The organism is Desulfosporosinus acididurans (assembly GCF_001029285.1).
GTDB lineage: Bacteria > Bacillota > Desulfitobacteriia > Desulfitobacteriales > Desulfitobacteriaceae > Desulfosporosinus > Desulfosporosinus acididurans.
This window is the reverse complement of record NZ_LDZY01000009.1, coordinates 213,494-230,600: the sequence shown is the minus strand read 5'-3', so window position 1 is coordinate 230,600 and position 17,107 is coordinate 213,494. Positions and strand designations below refer to the sequence as shown.

Here is a 17,107-nt window from a genome sequence, read left to right as displayed (position 1 = left end):
TTGTGCTGTTTTAGTGTGATAGTCTTGGAGTAATAGCTGAATTTCCATTCGGGAACAAGACTCTCCTTCGGTGCAACCAATGCTCTTCTGAGCAGCTTCATACAGGCTCTTAGCCCTTTTCATTCCGACTGCTCTCAACTTGTTGTCTCTCCAAATTCGGTTTATTCCTTCTACTCCAAGTCTTTTGATATCCCTAGGTTGCGGGGCAACTTGCAGAACCAGCATGCTACTTGTCGCATCAAACTTTCCAAACACCGTTTCATGCTCGGGAAAGTAGATTTTCAGCCACCTCTGAATGCGATTTTTTATACTGCTCATTTCCTTTTGGATGCGCATTCTGCAAGCCATCGCTATTCGCAGTTCTGCATAGATCCCCTCCGGGATATAGGGCTCATTGTATCTCCCCTCGATGACCAGCTTAGCAATTGTTTTGGGGTCCTTAGCATCCGTTTTGCTGGGGTGGTTGTCATCAAGCTCCTTACTACGCTTTACATGGAATGGGTTTACGAGGACTAGCTTAATGCTTTGCTCTTTTAGATATGATGCCAGGCCGAACCAGTAATGGCCGGTTGGCTCTGCGCCTACCACTATGCAGTCCTTTTGTGCTTGACCTTTTAAACGTTCAATCCATGCATAGAAATCCCTGAATCCTTCAGCACTGTTTTCAAACTTGAATACTTTGCCCAGCTCTACTCCTCGCCAGTCGAAAGCCCTGGCGTAATGAAGCTCGCTGGCGATGTCCACTCCGATAACAATACTTCTTTCAGAAAGTTGCTTTAGTTTCTCGTTTTGTGTAAAATTCATTTGGGATGACCTCCGTTATTTTGATTGGATTCTGTTGGCCAACAGTCCTTTCAAATTGTAACGTGAGGTCTTCTTTTTGACAAAGCTCATTTTTTCCTACTACAGGAATGCTCCTTGAGTCCTATAAAGAACGTTACGTCAAGTCTCTTTGTCCACATAGGAAAGCTAGTTTATGTAAGTCTTTTTAAAATATCTTTACAAGCCTCATCCTCAGTAGAAAACGTCAATAAATCAAACTTATTCCCACGCTCGCTGTAATAAACAATCCATCCTTGATTATCAATTCCAAGACATACTTTTTGATCAGTCTCTCCAACTTCATCAAGATTATAGTAATATTCAGGTACTCCTTTTATCTTTAGTAAATTTCTTAACTCTTTTCTATTCATACAAGAACCAAAAATTTACTTTCTGTACTCACTGACATTACCCCTTAGTGTTTAGGATATTAATCTTCCACCCATCAATTACATACGCGGTATTTAGACTACAATTCATTTTCCAATAATGAGATATTTACCTTTATTTTGAAATTGGGTCCGATAAAGGATACTTTGCCATTCCTCAACAATCCTCGCATTGAAGGTGGTGCTGCATACGGTTAAGGGGTTGACACGTCTTGAACGGCTCTCGTTTAAAATTCTACAAATTTCCTAAATATTCCTGCTACAAATACGAGTTCCAGAAAATAATAATACTAGAACGGCAAGAACGTCCTGTAGTCAATATCCATCCTGAACCAATTTTGCCCTATAAAAATAATTGAAATCATCCTTAACCCTTCACTTATGGGATTTAGAGACATTATAATAGTCGCAGTAAAGATTATCCAAATTAAGCCTCGTCAACTTCAATTACACCATATCCAACGGTCAAATATTATGTAACAATAATTCATGGCAAACCTGATTCTGCACTAATAGGATGAAGTGATTTGTAGTTATTCCTACTTTATTTAAACAAACCTCTAACCTACATGTTGGTCATATTAATAATCCACACCAAAAAACTCAAGCAAATTGCCTGAGTTTCATTGTACTTAATTAAAAGGATAATATTATTTTCCAACTCCAAAAGGAACATCACCTTATAAATGGAAAAGCATAAGTATGATAAAATTAGATATTTTCCTAAAAAGCAGACCATAATTGGGAACCATAACTTTTCCATACGAAATTAGAAGCATATCTTTTCCAAACGGAAATTTTATGGTTTAAGTCACATTTATTATTTTCTATTATTGGTATTTATTAGTGGAGGCGAAATGACACTTTTAAAAACCCTGTATGTCAAATTTTCATCATCTTTCTTAGGGGGCTAGCATCTTTTTTTAAATGCTGGATGCTCCCGTTGAAAATAACTTGTAGCTTTGGCATAAAACAAATGATAAGCAATTACCATTCATGAAAGGGAGGGTTATTTATAATTAGTTAATTAGTGTAAAAACACAGGATGCTAGTATATGAACTTAATGAAGTTCGGTGCCGTTAACCTATCTCAAGTTAGATTCAAAATTACTCTTCTGCCTTAAAATTGTATAACGGCTTAATAACATCAACAATTTCAACTGTATCGACAATGTTGCTTATTATCTCTTCCATTGGCTTATAGGCCACGGGAGTAACGCTAAAACCTCAAGTTACCCGACAAATAAAGATTGCAACTATAAAATCACTCTTCTCAGTCTACAATCTGATGCAGAATATTGGGATCCTTTATTTTATTATCCTCAGCCAGGAAAATAATTTTGGAGATTATCTCGGCAGTTTTTGGATCATCATCGATAAAGGGGAGAAAGATTCTTCCTTTATGCTGAGAGTAAACCGGGAGGATGTGCATAGCTCCACTTGCCATCTTGTGCGCAACAGCGCTACCAAGGTGGACGGTATATTGTCCAAGCATACCCTTAATAAATGCATGAGCGCCTTTCAGTTCCACATTGGTCAGTTTAAGCAATCTCAACATTTCCACTACAATCACCGTACGCATTTCGATGGTGGATAAACTCGCTTCTGGATCAACCCCACCAACATGAGCAACGCTGACAACCAAATCGATATCGCGCATAATCTCGGAAAAAATAACTTCTGGAATATCCGTAATCGTTAAACCTTTTCCGGTTTTTCGGTCCCGGAATACCACTCCTTCAATTGTTGGGGACTCAACTTCAGCCGGAGAGAACCAGTCGGCCATGGCATAAATTTGGGCTATGATGTTTTCCTTGTATAACACTTTTTGCAATCCTTCATCATAACTCACCGACCAACCCCTGGTCTTTAGAAGCGCGGCCGCCTTTTTCGGCTGAATCTGATGTCCGTCATATCTATGGGAGATGGTTCTGGCTTCAATCTCATCCATATTTGGTCTGTACAATTCCCTAAATACCTGCTTAAACGGCTGGGCAATCTCGCGGTCAAAAATTCCCCTCTGATAGGCCGACCATTCCCCGCCTGCATATAGGTGAACAGGGTGAGCGATCAGACAGTTATCTTTAGGTTTAAGTTTATAGTATTTGTTTTTGGCATCAACAAGTGCCTGCTCTCTGAAATAGCCTAGATGATCGCCGCTCTTGAAAACGAGATTTTTCAATAGAGGATAGATCACAGGATTTTGCGCAAGGTTTTGCAGTTCGTTAATGGTAAACGCATCTCCACTTTCCATCGCCTTTTCCAATGATACCCTCGCCCGGGCGTGTTGATCCTTAAGGGATTTCTGAACGGCTTTTATCTCCTTGATATATTCATTACCCTTTAATTTGGAAGGAACATCCTTTAACACTTTGCTGCCTTTGACAGCTACTACTGAGGCTCTGCCTAGTTCGTCAATTCCGATTTTTAAATCAAATTCCCCAACCGATACGGTCTGCAAATATGGTGCGATGGATTTCATTTTTTCCGTTTCCATCGACCAGGTAAATCGAGCAACATCACCGAAACCAGCGTTCCTCGCCAAATTCTCCAAAGCAATCGCAACTGCTTTGCCTTCACTTTCGCGCCGCTGCGCTCCAAACTGCTTACTCTCTTTCAGAAAAGCCTGCAGAAATTCATATCTGTGCAGCACTTCCATTGGTTCATTCCCGAGGGGGATCAGCCCGTAACAGAGGACATAATCCTTGTTGCGTTTTTCATGGATCATGTTTTCGGCTTGTTGGAGATCAAGCTTACCCAGCACTGCATCGGCAAAAAGTTGGGCGCGTTTATGTAAGCCGCCCCCGGCGATATATTTCGCGCTATCATAAACTATATTAAAACGCTTTTCCCCCAAAGTAGAATAAGCCTCTTTAAACCAAGAGATATCAAAGGCCCCATCTTTAAAATCCTGAGGGGATACCGGGGAATAGCGGGCGACGATGGTTTCCTTATCCGCTGAAAAGGTTTCATTGACATGGGCGTGAAAATACCAACAGGCGGATTTGAGCCCCGGCCAGGCAAGGTATTTTTCCACAAGATCCACCCATTGCGGCGAATACATTGCCGCATCAATCAACTGCTTTTCAGTAACCCTAACACCCTTAAGCAACTCACGCAGGGTGTTCTCATCCTCGCCGTCCGCCAAATAGCAGCATTTTAATAGGTGGCTGAATATTTGCTTTTTAGTACTGTTTTCACTGGCGAAAACGTACCCGCGCACATAGGTATCCTTCTCTGCTCCAACCAGTATGTCCACAAAAAATTTAGTTCCAGAGAATTTATCAATTTTAGCGGCCAGATGGCTAACCTCTGTGGTCATATCTCCTCGCCTGACTTCAATCTCAACTATCCTGTCAATTACCTTGCGACCGGTTTCATTAATCGTTTGACAATCAACCAGGTCATTGTGTCCGTGTCGTTTAGGATTGCTGAGAAGTTTTAAATTTTCCGAGCTTAAAGGTCTGCCACATAGCTCGGCGAACAATTCATTTTCATCTACTAACCCTAAATTGAAGGCCCTTTCAAAATCAGCTAGTTGTAGAGAAGCGTGTGATTTATACTTGGAGGCTTTGTACAAGGCATACCTGATAAGAAAACCTTCCTTGAAGCTTTGCTCATCATAAATGCTCGCTTGTAAATTTCGGTGCCAGAAAGAGAACTCTTTAGCGTCGACTAGACAGGAAGTGTGCCTTCCAAAGTGATGAACTTGCTTATTAAGCTTTTCATAGTCTTCTGCAAAAAGATGAACCGGTGTCTCCTGATAAATATAGGCTGCTATGTCACGGCAGAGTGCGAATATATCCTCACGTGGAAACTCGTTAATTAAAGCTGAAAAAGCGCTTCGTATATGAGAAATGTAAGGAGTTTTCTTAAAAACAGCCTCTAATTCCGTATGATTGATGGAGAACAATCGTGTCATAAGGTCTTTATACCACTCTTGCTTACCCGATCCAAACGTAAATTGTTTTACATCAAAGTAGAAAAGTATTTCAATTAACTTTTGAACTGTCAGATTAATTTCTTTGACAGCCCCCCGCCACACCTCCGGCAAGGGATAATCATCAAGGGTCAGCTTTCTGTTTCTATAGTTTTTTAAGGTTCTGATGGTATGCTGTCCACCAAGCACCACTTTAGTAAAAGAGCCATTCCATTCCTCAACCTCATATTCATAATCCTTATGTCGATCAACCAGATCGCTAAAAACATGCAGAACCTGCGCAATTTCATTCGTGTTTAAAGATAGAATTTCCCGGGCGGAAAAATCTTTGGGAGATCTTATTTCCGGCAGAGGGATTTCTCGGATTGGATCAAAGAGCCCCAAACCATTAGCCAGTGTATAATTCTCTTTATCATTGCAGATGATCTTTTCCGCCAAGACCTTGGTCTTTTGCGATGTTCCGGCCAGCGTGGCGGCTATCTGCCGGCATTCCGTCCGGATTTTCTCATATTTGGAGTCATTTTCAACCATCCCAATCATATCCAAAGCGGCAAGGTGTTTATCCTCGTTTTTCTCCTCACCAAGGTGTCGGATGCTCTCCAACAACGCTTGAGGAGTCTGACGTAGTAGGATGGAAATAGCATTTTTCCGCCGTCACTTCGTCATCGAGGGTTATGCTAATAAGCATCTTAACAATAATATCGTCCGACGATGTACTGATCCGACACCACGGAAAAATACTCTCATGAAAGATCAATTCTTTGCTCTGGAGATGATCCAGCATGTTTTTGAGTTTAAGAAACAATTCCTTCGGGCTACCAATGACCTTCTCTGTCTTGTATTTGGCAAGTCCGTTCCTTAATTCCGGTCTTAGGAAGGTCCGGTTGGCATCGGGGAAAAGATTGCCGAGAACCCAACATTTGACCTCTTTATCCGAGTCCTCCAACAATGGAGCGGCAAGCCGATGCTGAAAGAGAGGGAATTTAATCTGTCTCAGGAAAAAGAGAGCCACCATTCTTTTATATTTCTCTGCTTGAGCCAGGAGATGCTTTAAAATGCTCTCTGTAGACGCTACCTCTCCAAAAGCCTTCGACCATAGCCCCATATAAATAAGCAAAGAATCATTGCCGTTTATGCATTCATCGGCAAAAGCATCTTCTGTCAGGCAACGGTAGGCGGTTTCAAGGCATTTATTGAGCACTGCTGGTTTCTGGGCCGAAATACCCAAGCCCGTCCAGACATCAAGGGCTCGGGCAACGGACGAGAAGCGGGCAAGATTATGATCCAGGATAAGTTTTAGCAAATACACAAAGCCTTCCCGCGAACCCTCGTCCATACATTCCACGATTGCCTGGCGCAACCCCTCCTGCAATTTTGCCGCAAGGAGCAAATCCCCGACCCATTTATGAGCTTCACTACTATTACTCATGAGAAGGCCTTTAATCATGGCATGCGTAATCAGCCCTGTGTTGTTATCTCCATAGACAATGTCCTGAAGCCACTTTTGCACCAACTCGTTTCCTTCATCAATTTCCAGAGCTAAAAGGTCCGGAAGGACCGGATTATTGACAAAGGGATTATCTTTCTGCTTAAAATAACTCTCATAGCTAAAGTCGTTAGCGACTAGATCAATCATGGCATCCAGCTTAAAAATCGAATTTGAGAGATATAACGTTTCGATTAACTTAGTTCTAAAAGAACGTCGATCGTATCCAGTCGGATATATGTAATCATGGCTTCTGTCCCAGATCTTTTTAAATTTCTCCGCCCATTCCTTTCCTAAGAGCGCAACTAATACCTCGAACTCAGAACCTGAGAATACACTGGCCATGTGCTTACTGCCCGCTGGCCATAATTGGATACAAAGTTCATTCCGTTTTCTTACGGATTCGGAATATCCCGCTCCCCCGACTTGGAAACTCTTCAAGACAACTGCCAGGATTCCCGCATTACGACCGGAAAATAAGTCAAGTTTATCGGCAATTCTAGAAAGATAATTTTGCTTTATTTTATTGTTGCTAAAGTAAAACATTCTTAAATCACCTCACCCCATTCTGCCGGCAAGCATAGTAAACCGGATAAATGTCAACAGATCTCCCTCTTTTAAGGAAAGCTTTTCCTCAAGGGATGACACTTCATTATCGCCTATAAATACCCGATAAATGCCATCTTCAAAAGCCTGAATAGCTGTTTCGATTGCTTCCACCTCGTCAACTTTCTGAGGATTCTTTAGTACGTCGAAGCTAACCTTCCCCGTTTTCGCCTGATTCTCTGTCTCTTCCGCAGAAAGATATTTCAGGATCCACGACCCATCTGCTTTGTTATTATATTCAGTCACATTAAACTGGACAATCTCAGACAAAAGCTCTCTTAAGCAAGGCGGGGCGCCGGCCAAAACCAGCTCTTTTTTCGTGATGTAATCTTTACGTTTTCCTGCCTGTTTCACTGAAACATAAACTTTCATCTCTTCACCCCTCTGCCGATTTTCCTATACTTCATGATGGTAATTTGGCATATAGATCATACACCATTAATAATCTTCCTTAATTCAAGGAAATATCGGTATTCATTCTTCATATACAGTTCCACATACAGAATAAAATATCAGCTGATTTAGCTGATTTAATCAACCAGATCACTCTCTAAAGTTAAACGGAAACACACTCTCGTGTACCAGATACAAGGGTTCACACTCTACAAACCGTTCCAAAGCTTCAATACATAATGAGATTCCCTGTAAAGCGAGAAAACGTTTCCTTCCTTAGGCGAAAAACAGCATCCCACTCACCATATGGATTCAATCAGTACAGATGTTACCATTTACCCCAGCAACCACCGAATAGATTAACTTACGTCAATGTGATTTATGGTACGGGAAAATCGTCTTACCACATTAAGAAAGATGTAATTACCTTATTTTAGTATAGTCGCTAATACCATTCCAGTCATTACGTAAATTTGCAACGGAAAAGGGGCAGCTACAGCTGATCTCGACTTCTTACCAACTTTAAGTTATAGTCAAACCGTAAAGATAATGGATTAAAAATCCTCACAGGCAAGTTTCCTGTGAGGATTTCTTCAGAGATATATGTAATTTTTAAGGAAGCATAAATTATCATACTTCAAAAAGAAGCATATCTTTTCGTTTCGAAAATTAGTGGGTATTGCCGCGAGTAAATTGTTTATCATAATTGGTAAATTATGGAGGAGACGAGGGGACTTGCACCCCTGTATCGAAGAGCAACCACAAAAGCGTCTACGCGTGTGTCCTTAAATTTAAGTTTCGCCATTCATGACTCCTAAAGGCTAAGATTCATCTCAGGCTAGCTCGATAATCTTAGCTAACAACTTCGAGCATTATTGTTAGAGCGTCCTACTAATTTGACACCCTGACCCTTCACCGTAGGTCTTGAAGGCAGGATGCTGGCGGCAATTAAGCTGCTAGAGCGAAATTATTTTCGTTAACTATTTTGGTCCACCGTTTAACGAGACCAGGTGGAATCTCGACGCGCAACTTTTGTCACCGCTTCCCCGAGCGAGTCTATAACGTCCCCGTTTGAAATGGTACTCGCACAGTATAACATATTAAAATATAATGCCAACTGGATGTTAATGGATTTTTTATTATTTTTGTTCAATTATAATATATTTATTGTTTTAACCAGCAAACGCCAAAACGTTCCGTAGTAAAAATCTGTTGCAGTCATGTCATACCCAAACACTTTTTAACATGCTCCTGAAGCCCAGCATTTTTTGATGGTTATCGTTAAACTAACCCATAATCGCTTAAAAATTCTTATTGACAAAACAAAACCCATTATGTATAATCGCAGACAAATACAGTCTACAATATCTTTATAGAGGAGCTGCTATGAAGTATACAAAAGCAACAAATTATGCTTTGCATATAATAGCCTATTTCATTAGGCAAGAAGGCAAAGACAATTTAAGCCTTCAACCTTTAGCTAGTCACATGAATATATCACCTACCTACCTGTCCAAGATACTCACTCAATTAGTCAAGGCTGACCTTATTCAGTCTACACCAGGAGTAAATGGAGGCTATAGTCTCAGGAAGCCCAAGACCGAAATAAGTTTTTTCGATGTCATTCAAGCCATTGAAGGCAGCGGGGCACTTTTCACTTGTGAAATGGACGAGAATCGAACTTGTCACATAGAAAAGGTTATGAGAGACGCCGAAGAGAAAATGCAGAACCATCTTAAAAAACAACGTATTTTCGACGTTGTCTTAAAAATGAGTTAAGAAGAGTAGGCAGTTTTAACTGCTCACTTTTTTAGCATAATTATAGATATTTACAGTCTACATTATATTTTATTGGAGGTTTTATTATGAATCACATGCATCATCACAACGAACTGGATCAAAAATTTTTGAGCAAAATTGCCTTTTTAGATAGTAGGCAAAGGGAGCAGCTCATACCACCTGAAGCACTTATTAGCCAAATGCCAATTCAAAAAGATTATACTCTACTCGACGTCGGTGCTGGCTCAGGTTTTTTTACAATTCCTATGGCAGAAAATACATCTAGTAAAGTGTACGCTATGGATCCCGATAGGCGTATGCTCAGCGTCATAGAAGAAAAGGCTAAGGAAAAAGGACTGACTAATATTGAACTGATTCAAGATTATATTGAAAACTTAAGCATTCAAAATAACAGCATTGATTTTGTTATGGCATCCCTAATCCTCCACGAAGTAAGTTCACTAACAAAAGCACTCACAAATATATTTGAGGTATTAAAAGCAGGAGGGCACTTGTTATGTCTGGAGTATGAAAAGGACGACTTACTAATAGAAGGTCCTCCAATGCCCATTCGTATTGGTTCAACGGAACTCGAAAAAGCATTGTCATCAATTGGATTTGACATTCTAGAGAAGACTAAGATTAATGATGCTATATATACTGTTTTAGCAGTTAAAAAATAATCAAATGGAAACAAATTAATAATCTTCGGATTAATAGCTTATGCCGGCTTAATAAAAACCCCTTATCCTTATTTTATACGACCTATGTTAAAATCAATTCTTTTTGCTTGGGCAAGCGAGAGAAATTCTGTGATAATCTCGTAGCACGATCAAGCTCTGAGATCATCAAATCGAAGTTTGGATCAAAATATCTTGGCGGCAAAAAATAAAAGAAGCCAATGAAAAGAAGGATTTTCTCACTTCTCATTGGCTCAAATTGATGTTATTCGGCGAACTTCAGAAATTGATGATGAGGTACTCCTATCAAAGAAATCCTTTAACTATAGGTAAAAACCTTTAAGAGCTTCAATCAAGTTCTGCATAGCCGGGATATCCTTAATGGCAACTCTCATAAAATCCCCCTGCAAACCGGAAAAATTGCGGCAATCACGTACAAGAATTCCTCTCTTCCCAAGATAGGGAATTAATTCAGAAATGGAAGAGTCCAGAACCTTAAGCAAAGCAAAATTCACTGCCGAGGGATAAATCCGCAGATAATTGAAGCAAGCCGCTTCAAATTCGTGATAAAAATAGGATCGGCTTGCTTCGATCTTATTTCGTACTTCGTCTGAATACTTCTGATCCTTAAGTGCCGAAATCCCGGCCTTTTGAGCAAGGACATTAACCGACCAGGGATCGCGAAATCCTTCAAATTGGGTTAACAATGATCGATCTGCAAAAGCAGCCCCTAAACGCAATCCGGGGATGCTGTAGAACTTTGTTAAGGAATATAAGACAATAAGATGTTTATAAGTTCTTAAATAAGAGCGAGCAGATGTGTACTGCCCGGGAGGTAAAAAATCGAAAAAGGACTCATCGAAAAGAATTTTACAATCCATCTCTGCGCAAAGCTTAAGGATTTGTGCAAAGGAATCCCGTTGTAAGACACTTCCGGTAGGGTTATGAGGAGAACATAGAAATAAAAGATCACAGTCCTTTAACGTTTCGGCCCATTGTTCTTTTGTTAAATGGCAGCCGTTCCAGCCCTCTGCTCCCAAAGTGATATAACACACCTCAGCTCCCACCGATCGAGCTGCTCGTTCGTATTCGCTAAAGGTGGGCAGCGGTATAGCTACTTTGCGTGGCTTTAGGGCATTTACAATAGTAAAGATTAATTCACCGGCACCGTTACCGACCATTATTTCTTCAAGAGGAAGTTCTAAATGACTTGCAAGGGCTGTTCTCAAGGCCAAACATTCAGGATCAGGATAACTTACAATTTCCTTGAGACTTTCGTTCAAAGACTCCCAAACGCCTTGTGGAGGTCCAAAGGGATTAATATTTGCCGACAAATCTATAAAGTCATGTAAGCCATAGTTTTCCTGTGCTTTTCTAAGATTTCCGCCGTGCACGATGATGTCACCCCGCATTTTCTCTATACTTTAAATTCTTGGTTATAATTCCTCCAGGATGGCTGTTAAAGACATCGAGATAAACAGGATTGAATCGCTGCTGAACCTCACGCTGCAGATGGCTGCGTAGTGCCCGTTCAACAGATTCTGTGGCTGGGAAAACTCCGGCCAGCAACGTTCCGCTGTGAGCTGTTACTACGCCTAAGCCACCGTTTTGCAGAACCCAATCAAGAAACGGTTTAAATTGAGGTTTGGGATTTATCTCAAGATTGCATTGAGCACTTATTGTCCCGGATATAGCTAATTTTTCAATATCCCCCTGCTCAATTCCTTCCAAAGCTAATTTGTAGGCTCTTTGAATCGCACCTTCAAAACGACGGTAATGTCCTCCAAGTCCCGGGCGGGCATTAAAGGCTTTAGTATCGATTGAACCGCCCCAATCCAGAGCTAAAAACAAGGCGGGTATGGAAGATCCCAGAAAGCGATAGTTATGTCTTTGAACATGTTCAAGTGCAGTAATTCCGGGAAACATCACACTGTCACTTGGCTCTATGCGCAAAGCTAATTTCATCACTTGCTCTGGAGCAGGATTTTGATCTAAGGCCAATAAAAGAGCGGCGGCAGCAGCTGAAATATCGGCCGTTGAACTGGCCATTCCTTTCCCTTCCGGAAGCTGTTGAAGAAATTCGACTTGTCCCCCTAACGTTTGCAAGCCCAAATCTTCCTTGAGCAATTCCAGGACCTGAAGAACTTTCGTTTTATGCTGAGGGAGATCCCATTGGCCGCCGTGCGGGTTAAGGGTCACTTTAATCTCCGCAAAGCGATCGATGGGACAATCGACAAGAAATGGAACTCCGCCGTGAGCCCCTTGTACCCATTCCCCGCATGTTCCCGGACACCGGGCTAAACCGACCGAGAAATTCATTAATATTCAATCCCCCTACGACTGTGTACCCCTTGAGCAAAAGGATGCTTTACCGAGTTTAAGTCCCACCAGGAATCTACCCAAGGTTCTATTGCTTCGGGCATTCCCCTGCCTGTTAGAATCCAGCGTATAAGAGTGTTAGCTGAAAGAAGTTCCTGCAGTCGCTTGAAGCTCAAAAAACCTTTATTAAGAGCATGACTGACTTCATCTAAAATAATGAGGTCATAGCTGTTGCTCTTAGCTTCTTTGATGACATATTCGCAGGCCATATTGACAAGATCATTGGCGATCTCCGGGTCGCGATTTTGGCGAAAGCATTCACCACATCCTGTACAATGTTTCAGTCCGGTACGAATCATTCCCGACCAACGACATCCTACACCGAACTGAACAAGGGGAATTCCCAACCGATTAAGTGCCATAAGCTCGCCGCTATACGTACTCCCCTTAAGAAATTGTACCATAAGCACCTTTTTACCTTCGGAATAGGCTAATAAGGCGTCCCCGATCGCTGAGGTGGTTTTCCCTTTGCCCTGACCTGTGTAGACAGTAATCATTTTAATCATCCCCTCCATTGAGAGGTAAACCAATGCTGCATTAATTCAGGCTGTCCGGCAAAGTTGAGATGAAGGTAAGAAGCCACAAGATTGTTCCGCATATATCCCTCCAGGCGATCCGGTTGTTCTCCTTTAAACAGTTCGTAAACCGCCGGAACTTCTGATTCATAGATAACTCGTGAGTAATGGAATTCGTGGCCCCGAACCACGGTTCCCCTGGGCCCAAGGAAATTATCTTCTCTGAAAACGCCTCTGCGATAACCTATACCTTGCAAGCGTTTCGTCATTTCTGCTTTCATAGGAATGAGACCAGCCATGGGAAGTTCTTTTCCTTCAAAACTTGTGATTGATTTCCCTAAGTACATATAGCCGCCGCATTCCGCATAAATGGATTTTCCCTTTGCTGCAAAGCCGCGCAGGGAGTCAAGAAAGGAAATATTATCACTCAACTCTTGGAGGTGCAGCTCAGGGAAGCCACCTCCGAGAAAGATTCCATCCAGGTCATCCGGCAGAGCCAGATCGTGCAAAGGGCTAAAAGGTATGAGCGAACAGTTCAAACCTTCGGCAAGATCCAATGCATCTTGGTAATAAAATAAGAAAGCCTCATCCCAAGCTAGCCCCAAACGAAATTTATGGTCGGAAGCCTTAAGGTCTAATAAGTCACCCCTACGATTTGCACATCCAGACTCACCCTGTTTCAGATTATTATTCTTAAAAATGTCGATATGGTTTAAGTCCTCAATACCAGGATTTAAACCAGAGGATAAATCATCATTGTAAATATTATTGTCAGATTGTGTGATTTCCAGGAAATCAGGTGCCTGAAGCATGATTTTTTCGATCTGCTCAAGATCAAGGTACTTTTGCATAAATTCAGCGAGGGACTCAATGAATCCTTCCAGTAAGCCCCCTTCTCCAACAGGAATTAAGCCCAAATGTCTCTCCGGCAGGTGAAGTGATGTTTCTTTCGGCAGGACTCCAAGTACAGGAATTTCAAGTTCTAAAAGGGCTTCTCGGATTATTTTTTCCTGGGCCGGTGACTTAACGCGATTGAGAATGACACCTTGAAGACTCACCTCAGGATCATAGGTTTTGAATCCATGCACCAAAGCTGCTGCGCTTCGGGACATGGAAGAAGCATCAACAATCAGTATTATCGGAGCTTTGAGGAGCTTCGCCACATCGGCGGTACTGCCAAAACCGGCAGTTCCGCTCATGCCGTCGAACATTCCCATGACACCTTCGATCACTGCCCAGCGGTCCTGTGAACTTTGCAGAAAAACCGAAGGAAGACGGTCTCCCAGCAGCCAACGGTCAAGATTGCGTGATGCTCTCCCGGTCGCAGCTGCATGATAACTAGGATCAATATAATCGGGTCCGACCTTATACCCTTGAATCGGACGCTGGCGTTTATGTAACGCTGCCATTAATCCTGTTGCCAGAGTAGTTTTGCCCACGCCGCTGTGTGTGCCTGCCAGAACAAGGCGAGGAATCTTCACGTCACCGCCCCCCTTTATGATTAATTCTAATATTTCCGTTAACGTAACCAATAAGTTAAACCCAGTGCCGGAAGCAAGGACAGCCAAGTCGCTAATCTGATCAGCTTTTGACAAAGGATAATGTCTTTGAAGTTCGAATCATGCAAGACGTCTCCCATTTCTGCGCGGTGGTGAGGGCGGCCGTGATAGATATTGATGCCGCCAAGCTGAACTCCCAATAATCCGGCCACAATGCTTTCCGGATTTCCGCCATTAGGGCTCGGATGGCCTGAGGCATCTCGCCGCCAAATTTTATAGGCCCGTCTGACGGGAAGTCTTTGGAACCATCCTGCTAAGAGCAGGAAGAATACAGATAAACGTGCCGGGATATAATTGGCCCAATCATCCGTGCGGGCTGAAAACCAGCCAAAATCTTCATACTGTTCATTGCGGTAACCAACCATAGAATCCAAAGTGCTGACCGCTTTAAAAGCCATTGCCAGAGGAGCCCCTCCCAGTGCCGCGTAAAAAAGCGGCGAGAGAATTCCATCGACGAAGTTTTCAGCCAGGGTTTCCAGCGTACCCCGGACAATGTCCTTTTCGCTGAGATTGGATGTATCACGGCTGACAAACCAGGAAAGTTTGACTCGAGCCTCTTCCATATTCCTTTGCTCTAAGGGCTTTAGAACACTTTGTCCTGCATCTGGGAGAGATTTGCCTGCCAATGTTGTAAAGATAAAATAGGCGCTGATGATAAAGCCTAGGATAGGATGGATCGTCTTTGCTCCGTAAATAATGGCCCATGTCACAAGATAGCTCCCGCTTACAACTAAAACTGTGAGCAAAACGCCTTTCCTTCGTCTTGAGTTTCCTGGCCCATGATTAAGCTTTCCTTCTAAAAAGGCTATAATTTTGCCGATCATCACCACAGGATGAGGCCAATTTGACGGGTCACCAATTATTTGATCGCAAACAAACCCGAGAAAAACCGTAAGCGTTAGATAAGGAATTGCTGTCATTATCCTTCTCCTAGCTATTTCCTTGAGATGATGATTGATCAATTACAGATACCTTAGCAGGAGTTGTAATCTCAGGATCGTCATTTTGCGGCAGTCCCATCATCCTGCGGATACGTTCAAGATCAACGCTTTGACGTACGAGATCAGCTAATTCATTAAAAGCCGATTCCCTCAGGGCTGCCTGAGACTGAGTTGCTGTGCAGGGGCGCGTGCGGTCTTTGCGCTGCCAAAGCCAATTCAAAAGAGACGTTCTTAAATGATCATTGTCAAAGATCCCGTGTAAATATGTTCCGTACCCGTTCCCTGCCTGTAATCCGTCCGGATAGGATACCCCGTTCGACGTTAACTCAAAAAGCGGTTCCTGGCCTTCATCAAGTATGGAACGTCCCATATGAATCTCATAACCTGCCACAGACTCCCCGGTACACCCTTGGAAAAAGCTTCTTGTGGATTGGATGGTCCCTTTACTCTGGACCGTATGTTTTTGAGGATAAAATTCGGTAACCATAGGGAGAATTCTCAGTCCCGACACTTCTTCCAAATCGGATTCCGTATGGAGAGGGTCCTTCACCAAACGCCCCATCATTTGGTAGCCTCCACAGATTCCGATGATGGGCAGATCCTCTTTCCAGAACTCAAAAATCTGATTTCCCAGACCGCTTTCATGTAAAAAGCGCAAATCTGCGAGGGTATTTTTACTGCCGGGAATAATAATTAAATCCGGGTGCCCTAAATTGTCGAGTTCCGTAATATAACGGACGGAAACATCAGGCTCATCCTGCAAAGCATCGAAATCAGTGAAGTTAGAAATATAGGGCAAGCGAATAACTGCAATATCCAGTTGATCTGCGCTGGACATGGCAGGCTTTTCAGCCGCCTCGCTGATGGCGACGGAATCTTCATCGGGAATGCGTATTTTAAAATAAGGAACAACACCGACAACAGGTATCCCTGTTCTTTCTTCAATGAAATCCAGGGCCGGCTGAAGAAGAGCCAGTTCCCCCCGGAATTTATTGAAGATAATTCCCTTAATCAAAGCTCGTTCTTCCGGTTCAATTAATTCCAACGTCCCCACCACAGAGGCCAAAGCTCCGCCGCGGTCGATGTCGGCTACTAACAGGACAGGGGCTTTCGCCTCCATGGCTACGCGCATGTTCACAATGTCATTGGATTTAAGGTTTACTTCCGCCGGGCTTCCTGCCCCTTCGATGACAACAATTTCATAGTCATTGAGTAATTCATGCAGAGCTTTTTGGGCATGAGGCCAAGTCAAACGCTGGTATTCCCCGTGATAACGCAGAGCCGTCACATTTCCTTGGGATACTCCCATAATGACGACTTGAGAACCTTTGGGTCCGCTGGGTTTCAATAAAATCGGATTCATGCGCACATCAGGATCGACTCCAGCCGCTTGGGCCTGAACCACCTGCGCCCGCCCCATTTCTCCCCCTGCTGCGGTAACAAAGGAATTAAGTGCCATGTTTTGGGCTTTAAAGGGGCTCACCCGATAACCTTCTTGATAAAAGATCCGGCAGAAAGCAGCCGCTAACACGCTTTTCCCCACGCTGGAGGAGGTTCCCTGGACCATGAGCCTGGCCGCTGTTTGTTTCTCTGGAGACAATATCCTCACCCTCTTTTC

13 protein-coding genes, 1 other RNA gene and 1 pseudogene are annotated in these 17,107 nt (G+C 42.7%); 2 read left to right on the top strand and 13 right to left on the bottom strand.

Annotated features, from left to right (window positions below; genetic code table 11):
- From DEAC_RS14190 to ssrA, 7 genes and pseudogenes are all read right to left on the bottom strand, one after another.
- Positions 1-804 (bottom strand): IS110 family transposase (locus DEAC_RS14190; RefSeq protein WP_047810715.1); only part of this gene is annotated, 804 nt, incomplete at its 3' end.
- 170 nt (positions 805-974) lie between these two features.
- Positions 975-1,193 carry a hypothetical protein gene (locus DEAC_RS14185; RefSeq protein ID WP_047810714.1) on the bottom strand — a complete coding sequence of 73 codons (219 nt, stop codon included), beginning with the start codon at positions 1,191-1,193 and terminating at the stop codon, positions 975-977.
- Positions 1,194-2,484: 1,291 nt separating this feature from the next.
- On the bottom strand, positions 2,485-5,754 hold the full coding sequence (locus DEAC_RS14180) for a DUF5724 domain-containing protein (protein ID WP_486598912.1): 3,270 nt from the start codon (positions 5,752-5,754) through the stop codon (positions 2,485-2,487).
- On the bottom strand, positions 5,729-7,183 hold the full coding sequence (locus DEAC_RS22305; protein WP_053006445.1) for a DUF5724 domain-containing protein: 1,455 nt from the start codon (positions 7,181-7,183) through the stop codon (positions 5,729-5,731). Before DEAC_RS22305 ends, DEAC_RS14180 begins: the two co-directional genes overlap by 26 nt.
- A 12-nt stretch (positions 7,184-7,195) precedes the next feature.
- Positions 7,196-7,615 carry a hypothetical protein gene (locus DEAC_RS14175; RefSeq protein ID WP_047810713.1) on the bottom strand — a complete coding sequence of 140 codons (420 nt, stop codon included), beginning with the start codon at positions 7,613-7,615 and terminating at the stop codon, positions 7,196-7,198.
- 171 nt (positions 7,616-7,786) lie between these two features.
- Positions 7,787-7,900: pseudogene (locus tag DEAC_RS24960) on the bottom strand (hypothetical protein); the annotation flags it as partial.
- A 453-nt stretch (positions 7,901-8,353) separates the two neighbouring features.
- Positions 8,354-8,705, bottom strand: a transfer-messenger RNA (tmRNA) gene (ssrA, locus tag DEAC_RS22815).
- A gap of 317 nt (positions 8,706-9,022) precedes the next feature.
- On the opposite strand from ssrA, the gene DEAC_RS14170 reads away from it, so the two are divergent.
- Positions 9,023-9,415 (top strand): Rrf2 family transcriptional regulator, encoded by a 393-nt coding sequence (locus DEAC_RS14170; RefSeq protein WP_047810712.1) that lies wholly within the window; start codon positions 9,023-9,025, stop codon positions 9,413-9,415.
- Positions 9,416-9,501: 86 nt separating this feature from the next.
- Entirely contained in the window at positions 9,502-10,098 is a 597-nt protein-coding gene (locus DEAC_RS14165) for a class I SAM-dependent methyltransferase (protein ID WP_047810711.1), read from the top strand.
- Between the two features lie 320 nt (positions 10,099-10,418).
- On the opposite strand, the gene cobD is transcribed toward DEAC_RS14165, so the two are convergent.
- From cobD to DEAC_RS14135, 6 genes are read right to left on the bottom strand one after another with little or no spacing between them, the layout of a single operon-like run.
- Positions 10,419-11,507: a threonine-phosphate decarboxylase CobD gene (gene cobD, locus DEAC_RS14160; RefSeq protein ID WP_242847164.1), complete on the bottom strand. Its 1,089-nt coding sequence runs from the start codon at positions 11,505-11,507 to the stop codon at positions 10,419-10,421.
- Complete coding sequence (locus DEAC_RS14155) at positions 11,497-12,414, bottom strand: GHMP family kinase ATP-binding protein (protein ID WP_047810710.1); 918 nt, start codon at positions 12,412-12,414, stop codon at positions 11,497-11,499. The genes cobD and DEAC_RS14155 overlap by 11 nt, the downstream gene beginning before the upstream one ends.
- Entirely contained in the window at positions 12,414-12,971 is a 558-nt protein-coding gene (locus DEAC_RS14150) for a cob(I)yrinic acid a,c-diamide adenosyltransferase (protein ID WP_047810738.1), read from the bottom strand. Before DEAC_RS14150 ends, DEAC_RS14155 begins: the two co-directional genes overlap by 1 nt.
- A 5-nt stretch (positions 12,972-12,976) precedes the next feature.
- On the bottom strand, positions 12,977-14,470 hold the full coding sequence (locus DEAC_RS14145; RefSeq protein WP_047810709.1) for a cobyrinic acid a,c-diamide synthase CobB: 1,494 nt from the start codon (positions 14,468-14,470) through the stop codon (positions 12,977-12,979).
- Between the two features lie 38 nt (positions 14,471-14,508).
- Positions 14,509-15,468, bottom strand: a complete 960-nt coding sequence (gene cbiB, locus DEAC_RS14140) for an adenosylcobinamide-phosphate synthase CbiB (protein ID WP_047810708.1) — start codon at positions 15,466-15,468, stop codon at positions 14,509-14,511.
- Between the two features lie 10 nt (positions 15,469-15,478).
- Positions 15,479-17,056 (bottom strand): cobyric acid synthase, encoded by a 1,578-nt coding sequence (locus DEAC_RS14135; protein WP_047810737.1) that lies wholly within the window; start codon positions 17,054-17,056, stop codon positions 15,479-15,481.
- Positions 17,057-17,107: the final 51 nt, after the last annotated feature.